We start from the raw sequence: 19,678 nt of genomic DNA, 5'->3' as shown, positions 1-19,678 counted from the left end.
AGGCTTTTAGGGGCGCGGGGAACTGCGCGACCAGCCCCCACCGGCCCGCGGCCGAACAACCACCGGACGCACGGGGCATCCGGGGCGTAGCCCCCTGGGGCGGTGGGGGCGGGGGAAAGTGTCATCCCCCCGTTGAAGTCAGCCGCTACCCTGTGCGCGTCACCGGGGCCCGCACCGCCCCGCCACCGTCCACTGGGGGACCGTTCCGCCATGCTCAGGTATCTGCCGTTCCTGCTGGTCCTGGCGCTGTGGATCTACTCGTTCATCGACTGCCTGAACACGCCGGAGGAAGAGGTCCGCGGCCTGCCCAAGGTGGTGTGGGTGATCGTCATCCTGCTCTTCGGAGAAGTCCTCGTCGGCCCGATCGCCTGGCTCGTCGCGGGCAAGGTCGGCCGGGGCCCGACCCGGGGCGTCACGCCCTCCGAGTGGCACCGCGAGCAGCGCCCGCAGTACGTCGCCCCCGACGACAACCCCGAGTTCCTGAACTCCCTCAGCACGGAGCCCGCCCCCTCCAAGAACGTCAAGGACGAGGCACTCCTGAAGGACTGGGAGGCCGACCTGCGGCGCCGCGAGGAGGAGCTGCGCCGGCGCGAGGCCGGCGAGGAGTCCGAGAGCTGACGCCCGTACAAGGTGTACGCCGACGAGCCTCCCGGAACGGACAGTGCGCCTCTGGCCGGGGCTGACGGGGCCCCGGACACTTACGGTGCATGACGACCGCTCCCGCCGGCACCACCGCACCGATCACGCCCGAGTACGGCGACCGAGTCATCGCCGTCGAGACGGCGGGCTCGGAACCGATCCCCGACGCCGAACGCCACGGCAGCCCGCTCCAGTTGCTGTGGACCTGGGCCTCCCCGAACATCGAGTTCGCGACCGTGTACATCGGCGTGATCTCGGTCCTCTTCTTCGGACTGAACTTCTGGCAGGCGGCCGCGGCACTGCTGCTGGGCACGGCGCTGGGCGCGCTGACGCAAGGCGTCCTGTCCCTCGACGGACCCCGGTTCGGCGTCCCGCAGATGGTGATCGGCCGCCTCTCCTTCGGCTACCGGGGCAATCTGCTGCCGGCCGGAGTGAACGCCCTGGTGGCGGGCGTGGGCTGGTTCGCCGTGAACAGCGTGAGCGCCGCGTTCGCGCTGAACACGCTGACGGGTCTGCGCCCCCTGCCCTCCCTGCTGCTGGTGGTGGCGGTCGAGATCGTGATCGGCTTCATCGGCCACAACTTCGTGCACGCCTTCGAGAAGTACGCGTTCCCGGCGCTGGCGGTGGTGTTCCTGGTGGCGGGGGTGTGGACGTTCGACCACGCGGACCTGGGCGCCTCGGGCGGGGGCGGCGGCATCGGCGGCTTCCTGCTGGCGTTCAGCACGGCGTGGGGGTACGCGGCGGGCTGGAACCCGTACGCCACGGACTACTCGCGCTACCTCCCCCGTACGGCGAACAGGTTCAGGACCGCCCTCTACCCGGCCGTCGGACTCTTCCTCTCCGTCGCGGTCGTCTCCCTCATCGGCGCGGCGTCGGCGACGATCGCGGCCCCCGCCGGCGCGACCCCGACGGCCGCCTTCACCGGTCATCTCCCGTCCTGGCTCGGCGACCTGGTGCTGCTCTCCATCATCCTGGGCGGCATCTCGGCGAACGCGCTGAACGTCTACTCCTCCGCCATGTCCATCACCTCGCTCGGCCTGCGGCTGCCGGCCTGGCTGGGGCGCGGCGCGCTGGTGGTGCTCTCGGGCGTGGTGGGTACGGCGGCGGCGTGGGCGTCGCTGTCCGACGCCGGGCATGCGTACGAGGCGTTCCTGCTGGTCATCGCGTACTGGATCGGACCGTGGCTGGGAGTGGTGCTGGTGGAGCGGTGGTTGCGGACCCGTACGCCGGACGACGAGCCGGCCCGGCGCCTGGGCGACCGCGCGTTCACCAACTGGACCGGTATCACCGCCCTGTTGGTCGGCGTGGCGGTCTCGGTCCCGCTCTTCTCCAACCAGGAGAAGTACGTCGGCTGGGTGCCGAAGCACTGGGCGTCCTTCGGCGACATCACCTGCCTGGTGGGCTTCGCGGTGAGCGCGGCGCTGTACGCGCTGCTGCGGCGGGCGCCCCGCACGGGCTGAGCGGTCAGCCGGTGGTGCTCAGCAGCGAGGCCTGTTCGGCGTACCCCACCTCGATGTGCCGTGCGCCGAACGCCTTCTTGAGGAGGGGCGCGGCGGTGGTGGGGTCGTCGACGCCCACGAACACGAACCCGGCCTCGTCCACGCCGACTTCGCGCAGGTCGAAGGTGCCGTTCCAGCGGGTCATGTCCTCGGCGATCCGGTCGGCGAGGGCCTCCAGGTCGGTCCGGTTGGCATCGGTGTCGTGCAGCCGCACTGTTACGCCCTTCTCGGCGGCGCCGCAGAGGTCGGCGTCGAAGGAGGCGGACGGCATGCGGTACACGTCCGTGGCGCGGTCCTCCTCGTCGACCGACATGCCTGTGTACACGGCGGCGTAGCGGGCGGACTCGCCCATCCTGCCGACGTAGGCCAGGGTGCGGTCCAGCGGGGTGAAGTCCTCGGCGCCGCGGTCGGGAAGGCTCCCGGCCGGCCGTGTGCCGACGCAGGTGGCGGTGACGGGCGCGGCGTGCGCGGGCTCGGCCTGCGCGACGGCGCTCGATCCCTGGAGCAGCGCCCCCAGCAGCACGACGGAACCGGTCACGGTGGCACCGGTGGCCGTCCGACCCCTCACACGCTTCTTCATGCCCCTTCGACGCGGGAGGCGGCGAATCGGTTCAGTGCGTCGGGTCCTCACGCAGAACCAGGTCGAGGAGTCCGGGGAAGCGGGCCTCGAACTCCTCGCGTCGCAGGCGGTTGACGCGCTTGGGGCCCTCGTCGCGCTGCTCCACCAGGCCCGCCCCGCGCAGCACCGCGAAGTGGTGGCTGAGGGCCGCCTTGCCGACGGGCACGTCGAAGCTGCCGCAACTCCGCGTCCACTCCGCCGAGTCGGCCAACTCCCTCACGAGGGTGACGCGTACGGGGTCGGCGAGGGCGGCGAGGGCGGTCTGGACCGGAACGTCGTCGGGATGGGTGTGTTCCGGGGCGGCCCGGTGACTCGCTCGTTCCGTCACGCCCGACTCCCCTCAGATCTTTGACACCTTGCCGAGTGTTCGATGGAAACCATACACTCCCGAGTGTTCGGTTTTCATTGAACAGTCGAGCGGATGAGTTCTCGTGAGAGGTGTGCCATGCGCGCGGTCGAGATCCAGGAGTACGGCGGTCCCGAGGTACTGAGGGTCGTCGAGGCGGAGGTGCCCGTGCCGGGTCCGGGGCAGGTGAGCATCGACGTGGCGTACACCGGTGTGAACTTCGCCGACCTCAAGGCGCGGGCCGACGGCTACCGGGTGCCCGCCCTGCCCTTCGTCCCCGGTCTGGAGGTCTCGGGCCGCGTCCGGGCCCTCGGCGCAGGGGTCACCGGCCTCGCCGTGGGGCAGGAGGTGGCGGCCCTGACGCAGGGCGGCGCGTACGCGGACGTCGTCGTCGCCGACGCGGTGACCGTCTTCCCGCTGCCGCCCGGCGTGGACCTGCGCACCGGCGCGACCCTCCCCACCGTGCTGCCCACCGCGTACGCCCTGATCCACACCGTGGGCCGGCTCCAGCCCGGCGAGACGGTGCTCGTGCAGGGGGCGGCGGGCGGGGTGGGCACGGTGCTGGGGCAGTTGGCGAGCGCGGCGGGGGCCGGGGCGGTCCACGGGGTGGTGTCGAGCGCGGCGAAGGCCGAGTACGCGCGGGAGCACGGTTACGACGAGGTCTTCGTCACCTCTTCCAGCACCACCCCCTCCTTCGCCAAGGAGGTGCGCGAGGCGACGGACGGTCGCGGGGTCGACCTGGCCCTCGACCCGGTCGGCGGTGAAACCCTCCGGGCCTCCCTCGACTCCCTCGCCCCCTTCGGCCGCCTGGTCTCCTTCGGCAACGCGAGCGGGGCGCAGCCGTGGCAGGTGGGCCAGCCGGACCTCTACCCCCTGGCCCTCTCGGTCTCCGGCTTCTCCATCCTCACCCTGGCCCAGACGTCCCCGACCGAACTGCGCGCCCTCACCGAACGCGCCTTCCGGACGGTGGTCGACGGGGTGGTGTCCCTGCCGGTGACGGCGGAGTTCGCCCTGCCGGACGCGGCGGAGGCACACCGGCTGATGGGAACACGGACGAGCACGGGAAAGCTGTTGCTGCGCGCCCACGGCACGGACGGGGACGCCGACCTCGCGTGACGACCACGCACCGGGCTTGTCAGTCCCCCCGACTAGTCTCCCGCGCCATGGCCTCTCACCCCGCGACCTCCCGCCCGGACGCCACCAGGGCGTCGTACGACACCGTCGCCGTCGACTACAACACGCTCCTCAAGGCCGAGTTGGAGCACAAGCCCTTCGACCGGGCCATGCTCGCCGCCTTCGCGGAGAAGGTGCGGGACGGCGGGGGCGGGCAGGTCGCGGACCTCGGGTGCGGGCCGGGGCGGGTGACGATCCACCTGGAGAGTCTCGGGCTGGACGCGTACGGGATCGATCTGTCGCCGCGGATGGTCGCCGTGGCCCGGCTGAGCCATCCGCACCTCCGCTTCGAGGTGGGCTCGATGACGGACCTCGGCATCGAGGACGCTTCACTCGCCGGGGCCCTCGCCTGGTACTCCACCGTGCACACGCCGCTGGACGAACTTCCGCTGTTCTTCCGTGAGTTCCACCGGATCCTGGCACCGGGCGGTCATCTGCTGCTCGCCTTCAAGGTGGGCGACGAGCGCGTGCACCTCGATCACGCGTACGGCCATGACCTGGACCTCGACGTCTACCGCTTCCCAGCCGAGCGCGTCGCCGAGCTGCTGCGCGAGGCGGGGCTGGTGGAGGTCGCCCGCCTCGTCCGCGAGGCCGACGCCCGCGAGAACACCCCGCAGGCGTTCGTCCTGGCCCGCAGGCCGGAACCCTCGGTGTGACGTCGACGTTTCCCTTCGAGGGGCGGGGCGGGGAGAGGACACGCATGAGAACACGGTTCAAGCTGAGCCGGGACGGGGACGGGTTCGTCGCGCGGCTCACTCCGGCCCAGACGGCGGCGATGCGCGAGGCGCTGAGCCATGTGCGTCACCGGGACGTCAGTGACCTGACCCTGAGACTGCGGCTCGGTACCGACCGCGAGACGGTCGACGCGCTCATCGAGCGCCTCTCCGGCGGGCACACGGAGTCACGCGACATCCGCTTCCGCGCGGAGGAACTGCACGCGGTACACAGCGCGCTGACCACCGCGCCGACCATGTTCGTCTCGCGCGAGGGCGCGTTCCTGCAGGAGCCCTTCCACATCCGGCTGGGCTTCTACCGGGAGAACTTCGACGCCCTGGCGTACGGCATCGCCGAGGCGGCGTCCGAGGTGTGACGTGCGCTCGAGGGCCCCGCCGATACTTTCGTCGGCCGTCCGTAGACCATCGGCGGACTGCGGGGCGCAGGGCCGCTTCCCAGACTGAGGTCCGCGGGACGGACACGGGGAGGCGCGATGCGGGGGATCACTCGGGCACGGTTCATGGGGATGGCCGCGGGGGCCGGGGGCGCGGTGGTGCTGCCGGTCGGGCGGGCCGGGGTGACGGGCCGTCGGCCGGGGCTGACGTACCGGGGTGTGGTGTACGAAGTGACGGACGGGGAGACGCCGAGCACCGGGTGGAGCCCCGGGCGCATGCGCCGCGACCTGCGCGCCATCGCGCACGACCTGCACGCCGACTCCGTCAAGGTCACCGGCGACGGCGTCGAACGGCTCACCGCCACCGCGGCCGAGGCGGCGGAGCTCGGTCTGAACGTCTGGCTGGAGCCGACCCTGGGCGACGTACCGGAACGCGAGATCCTCGACCACCTCGCGGAGACGGGCCGGTTCGCCGAGCGGCTGCGGCGACGGGGCGCGGGAGTGCATCTCAGTGTCGGCTGCGAGTTCGTGCTGTACGTGCCCGGGATCGTGCCCGGCGCCAACGCCCAGGAGCGCGTCGAGCATCTGCTCAAGGGCGACTTCGATCCCGTACTGATGGCACGGCGCCTGCACCGGTTCACGGCGAAGGCGGCGTCCGTGGGCAGGTCCGTCTTCCACGGGCGGCTCACGTACGCCGCCTCGCAGGACGAGGACGTCGACTGGGGCCTCTTCGACCTCGTCGGTGTCGACTACTACGGCTACTTCCGGGACCGGAGCGCCTACGTCCGCGACCTCGCCGCGCTGCGGCGCTTCGGGAAGCCCGTCGCCGTCATGGAGTTCGGCTGTTGCACCTTCGAGGGCGCGCCGGAGAAGGGCGGCATGGGCTGGGACGTCGTCGACTACGGCAAGGAGCCGCCGGAGATCAAGGGCGGTCTCGTCCGCAGTGAGCGCACCCAGGCCGCGTATCTGACGGACGTGCTGTCGGTGTTCGAGTCGATGGGCCTGTACTCGGCGATGGCGTACACCTTCGTCACCCCCGACGCCCTGCACCGCCCCCGCGACCCCCGCCACGACCTCGACATGGCGAGCTACGGCATCGTGAAGACGATCGAGGACCGCCACGGCGGACGGCACTGGGAGCCGAAGGAGTCCTTCCGCGCGCTGGCCCGGCAGTACGCACGGGCCCGCGCACACACCTGCTGACGGCCGGAGCGGACCGGGGCAGGTCAGGCCACCGTCCGCAGGCCACCGTCCGCGGTCGCCGGCACCCCCCGCACGATCCGGTGCGCGCACAGGGCCGCGAGCAGTTCGCCCAGGAGGTCCGGGTCGTCGATCTCCAGGCCCAGGAGGGATTCGATGCGTTCCAGGCGCTGGTAGAGGGACTGGCGGCCGATGTGGAGCAGGGCCGCCGTGCGGGTGGGTGAGCAGCCGTGGCGGAGGTGGATCTCCAGAGTGCGGACGAGGTCGCTGGGATGGGCGGCCTCCCAGGCCAGCAGGGGACCCAGGGTGTGCTGGACCAGGCGGGCGAGGCGGTCGCGGTTGGCGTCCACGCCGCCTCGGGTCAGCTCGCGTTCCAGGGTGAGGGCGCGGGAGGAGGTGACGACGGGGCCGCCGGTCGGGCCTGGTTCGGCGGACGGCACGGTGAGCGCCAGTTCCAGGGTCGTCCGGGCCGCCCGCAGAGTCTCGCTCCAGCGCAGCCAGCCGCCGCCCGCGAGGACCGCGTGTCCGACCGCCACGGTCACCCCGGCCTCGGCGACCGTCCGGAAGGCCTCCTGCACGGCCCGTACGACATCACGCCGCGCTGTCACCGCCCGTACGGCGTCGTCCGGCATCGCCACCAGCGCCAGTACGTCCCCCGGGAACGCCGCCCGCAGCACCGCGACCCCGCCCAGCGAGCGCGCCGCCCGGTCGACCATGCCCAGCTCGCGCGCCCCGTGCGCCGACACCCCGACCAGCCGCGCGCCCGGCCCCGGATGGAACCCGGCGAGCGCCGCGCGTGCCTCCACCTCGGGCTGGTTGAGGGCCTGCCCGTCGGCGAGGTCGGCGAGCAGGGCGGCGGTGTGGTCACCGCCCCAGGGCCGCATGGACGCCGCCCGCCCGGACAGGCCGCGCGCCACGATCGCCCGGTTGGCGGCCTCGGTGATGCGGACGAAGGGCACCACCCGGTGCAGGGCGAGCAGCGGCAGCCCGAGCCGCCGCGCCTCGTCGACGACCTCCTCCGGCATCCGCACCAGCGACCGTCCGACCTCCACCGCGAGCCCCGCCGCTCCGCGCGCGGTCAGCTCGCGGACGTAGCGCCGCCGGGTGTCCTCGTCCGCGTCGGTCAGCCCGAAGCCGTTGGTGAGGAGCAGTTCGCCGCCGTCGAGGAAGTTCGCCCCCTCGTACACCTCGCTCGAATGCACCCAGCGGACCGGGCGGTCCAGGGCGCCTTCGCCCGCGAGGAGTTCGGGCTCGCTGCCGCGGACGGGATCGAGGGCCAGGATGTCGCGGAGGGTGAGTGCGGGCACGGGAACCTCCTTCAGGCGCTGACAGTCCGTCCGGGTGCGGCTTGCCGGGAGAGTACTTTCCGCACGTTGCCCTCGTGTTTCGGCCACAGGAGAGTGGAGTCATGGAGCGCATTGATCAGGCACGGGCACGGATGTGGTTGTCGACCGCCGTCGCGGAGGCCCGCGCCGGGCTGGCGGAGGGCGGCATCCCCATCGGCGCCGCGCTGTACGGCGCGGACGGCACGCTTCTGGGCCGCGGCCACAACCGGCGGGTCCAGGACGGCGACCCGTCCATGCACGCGGAGACGTCGGCGTTCCGTGATGCGGGACGACAGCGTTCGTATCGCGGTACGACCATGGTGACGACCCTGTCGCCGTGCTGGTACTGCTCCGGCCTGGTGCGCCAGTTCGGCATCTCGCGGGTCGTGGTGGGCGAGGCGGAGACCTTCCACGGCGGCCACGACTGGCTGGCCGAGCACGGCGTGGAGATCGTGCTCCTGGACGACCCCGAGTGCGCCGCGCTGATGCGCGACTTCATCAAGGACAACCCGGCTCTGTGGAACGAGGACATTGGTGAGTAGCCCCCCGAGCAGCCCCCGTACCCCCGGCACCCCGCGCATCCCGACCATCGACCTGCGGCCCTGGCTGGACGGCGACCCCGGCGCCCGTACCGTCATCGCCCGCACCGTCGACGAAGCCCTCCGGAGCGCCGGTTTCCTCCTCGTCACCGGACACGGTGTGGACCCGGACCTCCGCACCCGCATCCGCGAGGCCGCCCGCGCCTTCTTCACCCTCCCGACGGAGGTCAAGCAGCCCTACGCCGTCCAGGTCGGCGGGCGCGGCTGGCTCGGCCCGGGTGCCGAGGCCAACGGTTACTCGGAGGGTACGCAGACGCCCCCCGACCTCAAGGAGTCGCTGACCTTCGCGACGCACGAACCCTTCGAGGACCCGGCGACCAACGCGGAGTGGTACGCGCCGAACGTGTGGCCCGCCGAGGCCCCGGAGCTGCGGAAACTCTGCGAGGAGTACCTGGCGGGGATGGGCGAGCTGGAGAACCACCTGCTGGCCCTCCTGGGTGAGGCCCTCGGTCTGGAGCCGGACTTCTTCACCCGGCACATGGACCACCCGACGTACGGCTTCAACATCAACTGGTACCCGGGGACGGAGGTCGTCGGCGAGCCCGAGCCCGGCCAGTTCCGTATCGGCCCCCACACCGACTTCGGCACCGTCACCATTCTCGACCGTCAGGCGGGCAAGGGCGGGCTGCAGGTCTACACGGACGAGGGCGGCTGGGAGGACGCGCCCTTCGACCCGGCGGCGTTCACGATCAACATCGGTGACCTGATGGCCCGTTGGACGGGTGACCGGTGGCGCTCGGGCCGGCACCGTGTGCTGCCTCCGCCCGCCGACGCGCCGGCCGAGGAGCTGATGTCGCTGGTCTACTTCGGCGAGTGCACGCCGGGGACGGTGGTGGAGTCGGTCCCCGCGCCGGTGGGCCGCGTCGCGTATCCGCCCGTCGACTCCCATGTTTATCTGCGCGAAAAGCTGGATTCGATCACCGTGGGGTAGCTGGATGAAAGGGCACGGAAAAATTCCGTAACCAAACGGACATCCCATGCCCTAGTGCGAATCAACTCCCCCTTTTTACACTGGTGTTGATAGACCTCACAGCAGCACAGAGCAGGACCGGACCGCGCCAGGGGGAGATGCGGTGCACAGAGGGCTGCACGGACGCGGAGCGTTGTTCGACACCGATCCGCCCGGTCTTGCATCACGGCTCGTCGGCCTGCGCCCGTACCAGCTGCGCTCAAGCCCGTACGAACACCCGAAGGAACTGCCCTTCGTGGTGTTCGCGGGCGGGCGGGGGCTCGGCAAGAGCGCCGTACTGCGGGAGCTGCGCGACGCGTACCGCGGACACACACCGGTCGCGCTGATCGACGGCGAGGAACGGCAGTTCGCCGGGCCACCCGCCGAGCGGCCCGCGGAGTCCTGGTCGCCGGTCGGACAGGCACTCACCACGGTCGCCGAGCAGCTCGCGGAGCCGGTGACCGGCGCCGGGCGGATCGGCTTCCCACGCCTGACGTCCGGGCTGCTGGCCGTCGCGGCGGGCGGCTGGAGCGACCGTGACGTGCCCCGCATCCGGCAGGAGGCGGAGCGGATCCTGCTGCTGAACGAGACGGGCGGGAGGCTCTCGGGGTTCGCGGGCCGCTGGGTGAGCAAGGTCGTCTCCAAGCTGATCGCCTCACTGAGCGGTACGGGTCCCGTGATCGCGCCGATCATCGAAGCCACCCTGGAGGCGTTCGCCGAGGGGATCGGCCCCGCTCCCCGCCGACTGCGCAGGGCCGCCACCTGGTACCGCGACTACCCGAACGCGGGCGGCAACCCCAAGCTCGGCCTGATCCTGCTCTCCTCGCACTTCCGGGCGGGCGGCGACTCCCGCACCCACGCCGAGCGCTATCTCGTACGGGCCCTGCTGGCCGACCTCGACGACGCGTACGCGGGGGTCATGCAGCGCTCGCACCGGCTGGGCCGCCCGGTCGTGCTGATCGACAACGTGCAGGAACGGGCGGGCCTCGGCCTGCTGGAACCGGTGCTGCGCGACCGCGCCGACGGCATCGCCGACCACGTCGTCTTCTTCGCCGCCCTGCGCGGATACACCCATGGAGCGCTGCGCAACGCGAGCCGCCGCACCCTCCCCGAGGTCGCCCGGCACACCGGCTGGGAGCCGGGCACCTCACCGTCCTCGCGGGCGCTGCTCGTCGCGCTGCCGCCGCTGACCCCGGACGACACCCTGCACCTCGTGGGCGGCGTCTCGCAGGGCCTCGCCGTCCCCCCTCAACTCCCGCACGCCACCCACCGACTGTCCGGCGGCAGCCCGCTCGGCGTCACCCTCCTCGCGGAGTCCGCCCGCCAGAACCTCCCCCAAGGGGCCAAGTCCCTGGGTGAGTTGCTCACCTCCGACGTCGCCGTCCACGAGGACAACGACGGCCGGCCCACCTATCAGGAGTTGCTCGACCGGCTCGTACCCGGTGGCCGGCTCGACGAGCTGACCGTGCTCGCCGCGGCCCACGACCACGACTCGGCCTGCGTGCTCGCGGAGGTCCAGCTCTCCGACGACTTCGGCGCGTCGGGGGTCCTCGCGCTGGAGGAGCGGCTCGCCGAGGAGGGCTGGACGAGCGCCGCCGGGCAGTTCGTGGGCGATCCGTTCCTGCGCGCGCTGCTCCTGCTGCGGCTGCACCACGACGACCCCGACCACGCACGCTGGCGGTCCGTGCACCGCACCCTCATCGACCACTACGGCGACGGGGACCGGCCGGACAGCGCGCGCTATCGGCTGCACCACGAACTCGCGCTCGGCAAGGCCGACTTCGCGGTGGCGCACCTGCGCGACACCTTCCCGCGCACCGACACCGGGTCCTGGCTGTCCTCGCTCGTCTTCATCGCGTCCGCGCCCTACTACCACGCACACGACCCGGACGGCCGCGACTTCGGCGGCCACGGCGGTCACGACGACCGGGCGGCCGTCGCGCTCGGCCGCACCGACGCCGCCCAGCAGCCGCCGGACAGCGTGGACGCCGTACTGCATCTGCGGGTACGACGGCTGCTGCACGCGGTCTGGCAGCTCACCGATCCGCTGGTGCTGCCGGACCCGAAGGTGTCCGACCGGCTCCGTTTCGAGCTGGAGCAGCTGTCGAACCTGCGGCCCGCGGGCAACCCGCTGCTGTGGCGGGCCTCGCGGGAGTGGCCGTCCGACGCGCTCGCCGGCCGCCCCCTGCGCATCCCTGGTGACGACGACGACAACGTGAACGGGGACCTGTGATGGCGCGCTTGTGGACCTGGCTGCGCGAGGACGTCTGGGAGATTCGTTTCCGCAGATATGTGGCGCTGACCCTCGCGGCGGTGCTCGCGGGCCTCGGCGTCTGGGGCGGTATGACGGCCACCAAGGAGAATCGCTCCTGCGCGCCCGGCGTCGTCCAGCCGAAGGGCAGCGACGAGTGCGTGGGCGTCTCGTGGACGACGTACGCCTTCGGGCGTGCGCAGTTCGCCGACACCGTACGGGCCATCCACCGCGAGAACGCCCGCCTGGCGCCCGGCAGTTACGTCACCGTCGCGCTCCTCGAACCCTTCACCGCCACCGACGCCGACAACCTGGCCGATGTGCTGCACGAGCTCCAGGGCGCCTATCTGGCCCAGTACCAGGCCAACCACGACACCACCGGCCTGAAGCCGAAGATCCGCCTGGTGCTGGCCAACCCCGGCTCCACCGGCACGTACTGGCAGCACACGGTCGACCAGCTGGCGGGCATGACGGGAGGCTCCGACCGGCTGCGCGCGGTGACCGGGGTCGGCCTGAGCACCGACAACAACAAGAAGGCCGTCAAGGAGCTGACCAGCCGGGGCATCCCGGTGATAGGGAGTTCGATCACCGCCGACGACCTGGCCAACGGGCAGAACGGCAAGGACCCGTTCCCCGGGCTCGCGCGGGTCTCCCCCACCAACACCGACGAGGCCCGCGCCCTCGCCTCCTTCGCCAAGGTCTCCGCCGCCAACGCCTTCCTCGTCTACGACCGCACCGGCGACCCGTACACGCGCACGCTCCAGGCCTCCTTCGAGAAGATGCTCAAGGGCTCGCGCTACGAGGCCCAGCCGTTCACGCCGCCCGCCGACCGCAGCAAGGAGGGCAGCACCTCCAACGTCTTCATGCAGATCACCAACATCCTCTGCAACACGCCGACCACCACGAACACCATCCTGTTCGCGGGGCGCCACACCCAGCTGCGGCAGTTCATCAACATGCTGGGCCAGCGCGGCTGCCACGACCGCCGGTTCACCGTGCTCACCGGCGACGAAGGCTCCTACCTCGCCGGGGACAAGGACCTCGACCCGGCCGCCCTCAAGGACCCGCTGCTGACCGTCCGCTACACGTCCCTGGCCCACCCGGACGCCTGGCTGAAGGACACCGCGAAGACGGGCGGCAGCGCGGCCGACGCGAAGGTGCTGCAGTCGCTTCTGGGGAGTGCCGGGAAGGAACCGGTCGGACCCCTCGGGCCGATCGCCCTCGACGACGGCCAGCTGATCATCGCCTACGACGCCATGCGGCTCGCCGTGCGCGGCATCCGCGGGGCGTCGCCGACGGGAAAGATCCCGGCCCTCGCGGACGTCGGGCTCCAGTGGCCGCAGGTCAAGGGCAAGGAGCTGCGGGTGAACGGGGCGAGCGGGTGGATCTGTCTGGACGCCCACGGCAATCCGTACGACAAGGCTGTGCCGATCGTGCAGCTGACGCCCGAGTCACGGGCCCGCTTTGTGAAGATCGCGTGGCCTGAGGGGAAGCCGCCCTCCGCGGAGTGTCTGCCGCCGGCTTGACGGGGGGCGCCGTTGGGGGATCGGTGGTTCGTACGTGCGGGCTGTGTGTGGCTGGTCGCGCAGTTCCCCGCGCCCCTACGGGGCGCTCATCAGTCGCTCGAAACGCTGGCGCCAGCCCGGGTCCTCGTCTCTTGGGGACTCGTGGGTGAAGCGGACCGTCGTGCCTGACGGGCGGGTCGGTTCCAGGTGGAAGCGGATGCGGCCCCGGCCCTCGACCGTGTACTCGGCGATCCGCTCGACGTCCCACGCCGTGATCCGGCCGCTGCCGATCCCGCGCAGCGTGACCGCCCCGCCGAGGCGTGGCTCGAACACCTCGGCGGCGGCCAGCCACCCCCGCAGTCCTTCCGAGGTGGCCACCGCCGCCCAGACGTTCTCCACAGGCTGGGGAAAACGCAGCAGGTAGTGCAGGACGCGGGTGCCGTCCTCCCGGGTCTCGGGGGCGCCCTCTTCGATGCCTCGGGTCACTCCGGTCATGACACCAGCGTGGCCCGAGGCGGGCCGTTCCGCACGCGCCGAAAGCTAGACGCCCGCGTAGGAGTGCTTGCCGGAGACGAAGATGTTGACTCCGTAGTAGTTGAAGAGGAAGCAGGCGAAGGCGATCAGGGCGATGTACGCGGCCTTGCGGCCCTTCCAGCCGGCCGTGGCGCGGGCGTGGAGGTAGCAGGCGTAGGCGACCCAGGTGATGAACGCCCAGGTCTCCTTCGGGTCCCAGCCCCAGTAGCGGCCCCACGCGTCGCCCGCCCAGATGGCGCCCGCGATGATCGTGAAGGTCCACAGCGGGAAGACGGCGGCGTTGACGCGGTAGGAGAACTTGTCGAGGGAGGCCGAGGAGGGCAGCCGCTCCATGACCGAGGTGGCGAAACGGCCCGGCTGGCCGCCGGTGGCGAGCTTGTTCTCGTACGAGTCCTTGAAGAGGTACATCAGGGTGCCGACCGCGCCCACGTAGAAGACGGCGCCGCAGAAGATCGCGGTCGAGACGTGGATGTACAGCCAGTACGAGTGGAGCGCGGGCACCAGCTGGTCGCTCGCCGTGTAGAGCACCGTGACCGCGAGGCCGAGGTCGAGGAGGACCGTGGTGACCAGGGGCAGGCCCAGCCAGCGGATGTTCTTCTTCAGCGCCAGCATCGCCAGGTACACGGCGACGGCGACCGTGGAGAAGGTGATGTTGAACTCGTACATGTTGCCCCACGGCGCCCGCTGCACCGACAGCGCGCGGGCGACGACACCGGCCGCCTCGACGGCCCAGGCGAGCACGGTGAGGGACACCGCGATCCGGCCGTAGAGATCGCCCTGCTCGTCACCGCCGTGTGCGCCGGGCCCGTCGGGCACGTCACGGGCGCCCGCCGCCGACCGGGTGACGACCTTCGGCCGCTCCAGGACGGCCGTACCGCCCGCCGACTGCACGGTGACCGCGGGGGCCTTCGCCTTCTCGGTGGTGGTGAGCGCGGCGGCCGTACGGGCGACCTTGCTGCGGCTGCCGAAGATCCACTCGGCGATGTACGCGAAGAAGGCCAGGGTGTAGACGGCCATCGAGGAGTAGATCAGCGTGTTGCTGATGTTGGCGAGGTGTTCGTTGGTGGCCGTGGCCAGATCGGTCACGGCACCCAGGTCGGTTGCGGTGGCGAGAGTCACTTCTCAGCCCCTTCGGCGGCAGGTACGGAGGGTTCGGCGTCGGGGTCGGTTTCGACTGCGGCTTCGTCTGTGTCGGGCTTGGTGGGCGCCTGTTCGTGGACGAGAGCGGCCAGGTCCCCCAGTTCTTCGGGGAGCTTCGCGGACTCGCTGCGGCCGAGGCCCGCCATCTCGACGACGGTGACGCCATCGGCCCCGGTGGCCGCCCGCACCCACACGCGGCGGCGCTGGATGAAGAGCGAACCGGCGAGACCGAAGATCGCGGTGAAGGCACCGATCAGCGCCCAGTCACTGCCGGGCTGCTGGGTGACCTGGAAGTTCGCCCACTCCTTGATGCCCTTGTCGAAGGTGATGGAGCCGGCGCCGTTCGGCAGCTTCATCGTCTCGCCGGGCAGCAGGCGCGCCTTGACGATGTTGCCCTTCGCGTCCTTGAACTGCTTCATCTTCGAGGTGTCGAGCTGGTACACGTTCTGCGGGATGCCCGCGTCGACCCCCAGGCTGCCGTGGTACCCGGACAGCGCGAGCACGGGGAAGTCGAGCGCGGGGAACTGGGAGAACATGTCGCCCTTGCCCGCACCCGCGAAGGTCGGCACGAAGAAGGCGGAGAAACCGAGCTGTTCGCTCGTCCCCTGCGCGTTCTTGTAGCCGTCCATGACCTTGATCGCGCCCTGCGAGGTGACGTTCGAGTCGAGCGGCAGCATCGGCACGGCGTCGTGGTAGACGACGTTGCCCTTGCCGTCCCGGACGGTGACGACGGGCGCGTAGCCGTGCGCGGTGAGATAGACCTTCGAGTCGCCGATCCTCAGCGGCTCGTTGACCTTGACGGTGGTCTTCTTCTCCTTGCCGTACGCGCCGATGCTGTAGGTGATGGCCGCCTGGTACGTGCGAGGGGTGCCCTTGTTGGGGCCGGTCCGCTCGTAGGTGCCGGTGAACTTCTTGAGGTTGAAGCTGAACGGCGTGAGGTCGTCGGTGCTGAAGAGGTTGCCTGACTTGAAGTCGTCGTACTGCGAGATCGTGTTGGAGAACCCGTCGCCCTCGACGATCAGCTTGTTGCCCTCGGACTTGAAGAGCTGGCCCCAGGCGAAGGCGACCAGCATCACGATCAGCGCGATGTGGAAGAGCAGGTTGCCGGTCTCGCGGAGGTAGCCCTTCTCGGCGGCGACGGCGTCCTTCTCGATGTGCGCCCTGAACCGCCGCTGCTTGAGGATCTTGAGGGCGGCCTCGCGGACCTGCTCGGGCTCGGCCCCGGTGCGCCAGGTCGCGTACGCGGGCAGCCGGTTCAGCCGCTTGGGGGCGCCCGGCGGACGGCCGCGCAGCTGCCCGACGAACTGCCAGGTGCGCGGCACGATGCAGCCGATGAGCGAGACGAAGAGCAGGATGTAGATCGCGGAGAACCACACCGAGCTGTAGACGTGGAACAGGCCGAGCTTGTCGTAGACGGGCCCGAGGATGCTGTGCGCGTCCTTGAAGTCCGCCACCTTCTGGGCGTCGGTCCCGGACTGCGGGATCAGCGAGCCGGGGATCGCCCCGAGCGACAGCAGGAAGAGCAGGATCAGGGCGACCCGCATCGACGTCAGCTGCCGCCAGAACCAGCGGGTCCAGCCGACGACCTCACGGCCGGTCCAGGTCAGCCAGCCCAGGGCGCCGGGCGCGCGGGACCCGCCGAAGGAGCCGGGCACGGCCGTGTCGACCGGCGCGGTGGACAGCTGGGATCCGGCTTCGCCGAGTTCGCCGTCGGCACTCACCCCGATGTGCCGCTTGGCGGTCGTCGGGTCCTTCGTGCTGCCGGTGTCGGTGTCGGTCGTGCTCATCGATCAGATCCCTACCGTGAAGCCGTTGGACCAGGTCTGCATCTGCTGCACGATGCTGTCCCAGGCGCCGGTGAGCAGGAGCAGGCCGGTCACGATCATCATGCCGCCGCCGATCCGCATCACCCATGCGTAGTGCCGCTTGACCCAGGCGAAGGCACCGAGCGCCTTGCGGAAGGCGACGGCGGCGAGGACGAAGGGCACTCCCAGACCGACGCAGTACGCGACGGTCAGTATGGCGCCGCGGCCCGCGCTCGCCTGGTTCATGGAAAGAAAATTGATGGAGGAGAGCGTCGGTCCCAGGCAGGGCGTCCAGCCGATGCCGAAGAGCGCACCGAGTATCGGAGCGCCCACCAGGCCGGTCACCGGCCGCTTGTGGAAGCGGAACTCGCGCTGCGTGAGCCAGGGCATCATCCCCATGAAGAACACGCCCATCGCGATCATCAGCACGCCGAGGATCTTGCTGAGCGTGCTCTGGTACGCCTGGAGGGTCGATCCGAAGTAGCCGAACAGCGCCCCGCCGGAGACGAACACGGCGGTGAACCCCACCACGAACAGGCTGGCGCCCGCGACCATCCGCCCCCGTCTGGCCTCCGCCAGATCCGTGCCGGTGACACCGGTCACGTACGACAGATAGCCGGGGACGAGCGGCAGCACGCACGGCGAGAAGAAGGAGACGAGCCCGCCCAGGACGGCGATCGGCAGGGCGAGCACCAGGGCACCGCTGACGACGGTGTCGGACGACGCGGCGAGGTTCGTGGACGCGGCGAGAAGGGACACGTCGGTCACTTCTCCGCGACAACGGGGTCGAGCATCTCGCGGAGCTTCTCCTCGCTGAGGGCCTGCAGCGTACGGGCCGCGATCTTCCCGTCCCGGTCGATGACGATCGTGGAGGGGATCGTCTGCAGGTTCAGCGTGCCCTTCTTGAAGCGGAGCAGCAGCTTGCCCGTGGGGTCGTAGAGGCTGGGGAAGGTGACGTCGTGCTGCTTCTCGAACGCCTGGGCCAGACTGACGTTGGCGTCACGGGTGTTGATGCCGACGAACTGCACGCCCTTCGCCGCGGTGTCCTTGGCGACCTTGGCGAAGTTCGGTGCCTCGGCGCGGCATGGCGGGCACCAGGAGCCCCACACGTTCAGGACGACGACCTTGCCCTTGTAGTCCTTGACGTCGAGCTGCTTGCCGTCCACGGTCGGGCCGGAGAGGTCGGGGGCCTCGACCCGGGAGCCCTTGGCGACGGTCGAGATGCCGTCCTTGCCCGCCACGAAGTTGCTGTCACCCGAGCCCCCGGACGTCCCTCCCGAACCGCACGCGGACAGGACAAGCGCGGCGACGGCGGCCCCGGTGGTGAGCAGGGCGGCGCGGCTACGGGTGCGGTTCGAGCGCTGTTCGGCGCGGCAGGCGGCACTCATGTGAAAAGTTTCGCATGCCCGTTTCGAGGATCTTCCGCACCCCCCTTGCGGGCGGAAAACACCATTTCAGGCGGCGTCCCCGGACCCCTTGGAAGTGGCCGTCCCGGAACCCTTACCGGTGCCGGTGCCGGTACCAGTGCCGGTGCCGGTGCCGGTGCCCGAAGTCGTACCAGTCCCCTTGCCGGTGTCGCCGAGGAACGTCTTCCAGCCACCCGCGGGCCGCTGTCCCACGTCCAACGTCCGCAGCTTGGCCAGGATCTCGGGCTTCTGTACGTCCATCCAGTCCACGTACTGCCGGAAGGAGACGAGGCGGACGTCCTCGCCCTTCTCCTTCTCCCGGGCGATGTGCTTGAAGGCGTACTCGACGGCGTCCATGTAGATGCCGCCGTTCCAGTGCTCGAAGTGGTTGCCTATGAAGAAGGGCGCCCGGTTGCTCTCGTAGGCCCGCCGGAATCCGGCGACGTACGCCTCGCCCGCCTGCTGCCGCCACGCCGGGTAGTTGTGCGCGGGCGCCTTCGTCGAGTTGATCGACTGGTTGGCCAGCATGTTGTAGTCCATGGACAGCACCTCGAAGCTGCGCCCCGGGAAGGGGATCGCCTGGAGGGGCAGGTCCCACAGTCCGTGCCGCTTCTGCGGCCAGACCTGGCGGCCGCCGGGCGAGGAGGCGTCGTAGCGCCAGCCGAGCCCCTTGGCGGTGGGCAGCAGGTTGTCCTGGCCGAGCAGACAGGGGGTGCGCGCGCCGACGAGTTCCTTCTCGTAGTCGAAGGGCAGCGGGGGCAGATCGGTCCAGCCCGTGTTGGTCCGCCACTCCTTGACGAAGGACTTGGCCTGGTCGATCTCACTGCGCCACTGCGCCGGCGTCCAGTTGCCGACGGTGCCGTGGCCGGAGCAGAAGTGGCCGTTGAAGTGCGTGCCTATCTCGTGGCCGTCGAGCCAGGCCTGCCGGACGAGCCCGAGCGTCGACTTGACGTGGTCGTCGGAGAGATAGCCGATGTCGGAGGCGCCCCGGGGGTTGTTCGGCGGCAGGTACTTGCGCTTCTTCGACTCGGGCAGGAGGTACAGCCCGGAGAGGAAGAAGGTCATGTGTGCCTCGTGCTCGCGGGCGAGCCCGAGGAAGCGGGAGAAGAGACCGGTCCCGACCTCACCCGCGCCGTCCCAGGAGAAGACCACGAACTGCGGAGGGGTCTGGCCGGGCTCCAGGGGAACCGGCTTCGCGGGCTGCTTCGGCTGCTTGCCCGTGAAGGAGGTGGAGCCGTCGCCTATCAGGCGGGCGGGGTGCGCGGAGGCGCCGGGCTTGCCGGACGCACCGGGCTTGCCCGACCGGGAACCACCGCCCCCGCCATGACCGTCCTGTTGGTCGGTGCCGCACGCCGCGAGTCCCATCGCCGCCGCGGCACCCGCCCCGAGGCCGATCATTCCCCGCCGGCTGATGTCCCGCATTCGGTCCCCATCTCATCGCGCCCTCTCAACTGGCTCCCAGCTGACACACAATGAGAGGGCACGACAAGCAGATAGGTTCCTTCGAACGCGCAACGTTGGTCGTATTTTACGAAGAACAGTTCGGGTAGCGACGCATACGAACACTTTGCGCCAACATG

19 protein-coding genes are annotated in these 19,678 nt (G+C 70.7%); 10 read left to right on the top strand and 9 right to left on the bottom strand.

What is annotated here, in order from left to right; all coding sequences use genetic code 11:
- Nucleotides 1-210: 210 nt before the first annotated feature.
- Entirely contained in the window at nucleotides 211-618 is a 408-nt protein-coding gene (locus KVT44_RS22170; RefSeq protein WP_054232126.1) for a PLD nuclease N-terminal domain-containing protein, read from the top strand.
- An 89-nt stretch (nucleotides 619-707) separates the two neighbouring features.
- Nucleotides 708-2,099, top strand: a complete 1,392-nt coding sequence (locus KVT44_RS22165; protein WP_099921228.1) for a cytosine permease — start codon at nucleotides 708-710, stop codon at nucleotides 2,097-2,099.
- 4 nt (nucleotides 2,100-2,103) lie between these two features.
- On the opposite strand, the gene KVT44_RS22160 is transcribed toward KVT44_RS22165, so the two are convergent.
- On the bottom strand, nucleotides 2,104-2,706 hold the full coding sequence (locus KVT44_RS22160; protein WP_308314071.1) for a hypothetical protein: 603 nt from the start codon (nucleotides 2,704-2,706) through the stop codon (nucleotides 2,104-2,106).
- A 43-nt stretch (nucleotides 2,707-2,749) separates the two neighbouring features.
- Nucleotides 2,750-3,085 carry a helix-turn-helix transcriptional regulator gene (locus tag KVT44_RS22155; RefSeq protein WP_190169871.1) on the bottom strand — a complete coding sequence of 112 codons (336 nt, stop codon included), beginning with the start codon at nucleotides 3,083-3,085 and terminating at the stop codon, nucleotides 2,750-2,752.
- 117 nt (nucleotides 3,086-3,202) lie between these two features.
- Here KVT44_RS22155 and KVT44_RS22150 point away from each other — a divergent pair, with 117 nt between their 5' ends.
- From KVT44_RS22150 to KVT44_RS22135, 4 genes are all read left to right on the top strand, one after another.
- A complete protein-coding gene (locus KVT44_RS22150) occupies nucleotides 3,203-4,219 on the top strand; it encodes a zinc-binding dehydrogenase (protein ID WP_217568252.1) in 1,017 nt (338 codons plus the stop codon).
- A 47-nt stretch (nucleotides 4,220-4,266) separates the two neighbouring features.
- Complete coding sequence (locus KVT44_RS22145; RefSeq protein ID WP_217568251.1) at nucleotides 4,267-4,932, top strand: class I SAM-dependent methyltransferase; 666 nt, start codon at nucleotides 4,267-4,269, stop codon at nucleotides 4,930-4,932.
- A 44-nt stretch (nucleotides 4,933-4,976) separates the two neighbouring features.
- Complete coding sequence (locus KVT44_RS22140; RefSeq protein WP_217568250.1) at nucleotides 4,977-5,366, top strand: hypothetical protein; 390 nt, start codon at nucleotides 4,977-4,979, stop codon at nucleotides 5,364-5,366.
- 117 nt (nucleotides 5,367-5,483) lie between these two features.
- Nucleotides 5,484-6,587, top strand: a complete 1,104-nt coding sequence (locus tag KVT44_RS22135) for an abortive phage infection protein (protein ID WP_217568249.1) — start codon at nucleotides 5,484-5,486, stop codon at nucleotides 6,585-6,587.
- A gap of 23 nt (nucleotides 6,588-6,610) precedes the next feature.
- On the opposite strand, the gene KVT44_RS22130 is transcribed toward KVT44_RS22135, so the two are convergent.
- Nucleotides 6,611-7,891: a PucR family transcriptional regulator gene (locus KVT44_RS22130; RefSeq protein ID WP_217568248.1), complete on the bottom strand. Its 1,281-nt coding sequence runs from the start codon at nucleotides 7,889-7,891 to the stop codon at nucleotides 6,611-6,613.
- A 101-nt stretch (nucleotides 7,892-7,992) separates the two neighbouring features.
- Here KVT44_RS22130 and KVT44_RS22125 point away from each other — a divergent pair, with 101 nt between their 5' ends.
- The 4 genes from KVT44_RS22125 to KVT44_RS22110 all read left to right on the top strand — a co-directional run bounded on the left by KVT44_RS22125 (nucleotide 7,993) and on the right by KVT44_RS22110 (nucleotide 13,234).
- Entirely contained in the window at nucleotides 7,993-8,451 is a 459-nt protein-coding gene (locus KVT44_RS22125; RefSeq protein WP_099921235.1) for a nucleoside deaminase, read from the top strand.
- Nucleotides 8,444-9,439: an isopenicillin N synthase family oxygenase gene (locus tag KVT44_RS22120; RefSeq protein WP_217568247.1), complete on the top strand. Its 996-nt coding sequence runs from the start codon at nucleotides 8,444-8,446 to the stop codon at nucleotides 9,437-9,439. The genes KVT44_RS22125 and KVT44_RS22120 overlap by 8 nt, the downstream gene beginning before the upstream one ends.
- Nucleotides 9,440-9,581: 142 nt before the next feature.
- Complete coding sequence (locus KVT44_RS22115) at nucleotides 9,582-11,690, top strand: hypothetical protein (protein ID WP_217568246.1); 2,109 nt, start codon at nucleotides 9,582-9,584, stop codon at nucleotides 11,688-11,690.
- The gene (locus tag KVT44_RS22110; protein WP_217568245.1) at nucleotides 11,690-13,234 is read left to right on the top strand and encodes an ABC transporter substrate-binding protein; all 1,545 of its coding nucleotides are present in this window, start codon (nucleotides 11,690-11,692) and stop codon (nucleotides 13,232-13,234) included. Before KVT44_RS22115 ends, KVT44_RS22110 begins: the two co-directional genes overlap by 1 nt.
- A 75-nt stretch (nucleotides 13,235-13,309) precedes the next feature.
- Here the strand turns inward: KVT44_RS22110 and KVT44_RS22105 are convergent, their stop codons facing one another.
- The 6 genes from KVT44_RS22105 to KVT44_RS22080 form a co-directional block, all read right to left on the bottom strand.
- Nucleotides 13,310-13,708, bottom strand: a complete 399-nt coding sequence (locus KVT44_RS22105) for an SRPBCC domain-containing protein (protein ID WP_099921239.1) — start codon at nucleotides 13,706-13,708, stop codon at nucleotides 13,310-13,312.
- 45 nt (nucleotides 13,709-13,753) lie between these two features.
- Nucleotides 13,754-14,866, bottom strand: coding sequence for a c-type cytochrome biogenesis protein CcsB (gene ccsB / locus KVT44_RS22100; RefSeq protein WP_180292905.1), 1,113 nt, complete (start codon nucleotides 14,864-14,866; stop codon nucleotides 13,754-13,756).
- Entirely contained in the window at nucleotides 14,863-16,674 is a 1,812-nt protein-coding gene (locus tag KVT44_RS22095) for a cytochrome c biogenesis protein ResB (RefSeq protein ID WP_217568244.1), read from the bottom strand. Before KVT44_RS22095 ends, ccsB begins: the two co-directional genes overlap by 4 nt.
- A gap of 3 nt (nucleotides 16,675-16,677) precedes the next feature.
- Entirely contained in the window at nucleotides 16,678-17,460 is a 783-nt protein-coding gene (locus KVT44_RS22090) for a cytochrome c biogenesis CcdA family protein (protein ID WP_217568243.1), read from the bottom strand.
- On the bottom strand, nucleotides 17,457-18,080 hold the full coding sequence (locus tag KVT44_RS22085; protein WP_075028623.1) for a TlpA disulfide reductase family protein: 624 nt from the start codon (nucleotides 18,078-18,080) through the stop codon (nucleotides 17,457-17,459). Before KVT44_RS22085 ends, KVT44_RS22090 begins: the two co-directional genes overlap by 4 nt.
- A gap of 66 nt (nucleotides 18,081-18,146) precedes the next feature.
- Nucleotides 18,147-19,520: a hypothetical protein gene (locus KVT44_RS22080; protein WP_217568242.1), complete on the bottom strand. Its 1,374-nt coding sequence runs from the start codon at nucleotides 19,518-19,520 to the stop codon at nucleotides 18,147-18,149.
- Between the last annotated feature and the right edge of the window lie 158 nt (nucleotides 19,521-19,678).

It is taken from the genome of Streptomyces sp. GbtcB7, from assembly GCF_019091445.1.
GTDB classification, from domain to species: domain Bacteria; phylum Actinomycetota; class Actinomycetes; order Streptomycetales; family Streptomycetaceae; genus Streptomyces; species Streptomyces mirabilis.
Note: the sequence above shows the minus strand (reverse complement) of the source record. Positions and strands in the feature narration are given on the sequence as shown.

Coding starts and splice junctions, on each gene's coding strand:
- KVT44_RS22170 (WP_054232126.1), top strand. CDS start 211: ATGCTCAGGTATCTGCCGTTCCTGCTGGTCCTGGCGCTGTGGATCTAC.
- KVT44_RS22165 (WP_099921228.1), top strand. CDS start 708: ATGACGACCGCTCCCGCCGGCACCACCGCACCGATCACGCCCGAGTAC.
- KVT44_RS22150 (WP_217568252.1), top strand. CDS start 3,203: ATGCGCGCGGTCGAGATCCAGGAGTACGGCGGTCCCGAGGTACTGAGG.
- KVT44_RS22145 (WP_217568251.1), top strand. CDS start 4,267: ATGGCCTCTCACCCCGCGACCTCCCGCCCGGACGCCACCAGGGCGTCG.
- KVT44_RS22140 (WP_217568250.1), top strand. CDS start 4,977: ATGAGAACACGGTTCAAGCTGAGCCGGGACGGGGACGGGTTCGTCGCG.
- KVT44_RS22135 (WP_217568249.1), top strand. CDS start 5,484: ATGCGGGGGATCACTCGGGCACGGTTCATGGGGATGGCCGCGGGGGCC.
- KVT44_RS22125 (WP_099921235.1), top strand. CDS start 7,993: ATGGAGCGCATTGATCAGGCACGGGCACGGATGTGGTTGTCGACCGCC.
- KVT44_RS22110 (WP_217568245.1), top strand. CDS start 11,690: ATGGCGCGCTTGTGGACCTGGCTGCGCGAGGACGTCTGGGAGATTCGT.
- KVT44_RS22105 (WP_099921239.1), bottom strand. CDS start 13,708: ATGACCGGAGTGACCCGAGGCATCGAAGAGGGCGCCCCCGAGACCCGG.
- KVT44_RS22095 (WP_217568244.1), bottom strand. CDS start 16,674: ATGAGCACGACCGACACCGACACCGGCAGCACGAAGGACCCGACGACC.
- KVT44_RS22085 (WP_075028623.1), bottom strand. CDS start 18,080: ATGAGTGCCGCCTGCCGCGCCGAACAGCGCTCGAACCGCACCCGTAGC.
- KVT44_RS22080 (WP_217568242.1), bottom strand. CDS start 19,520: ATGCGGGACATCAGCCGGCGGGGAATGATCGGCCTCGGGGCGGGTGCC.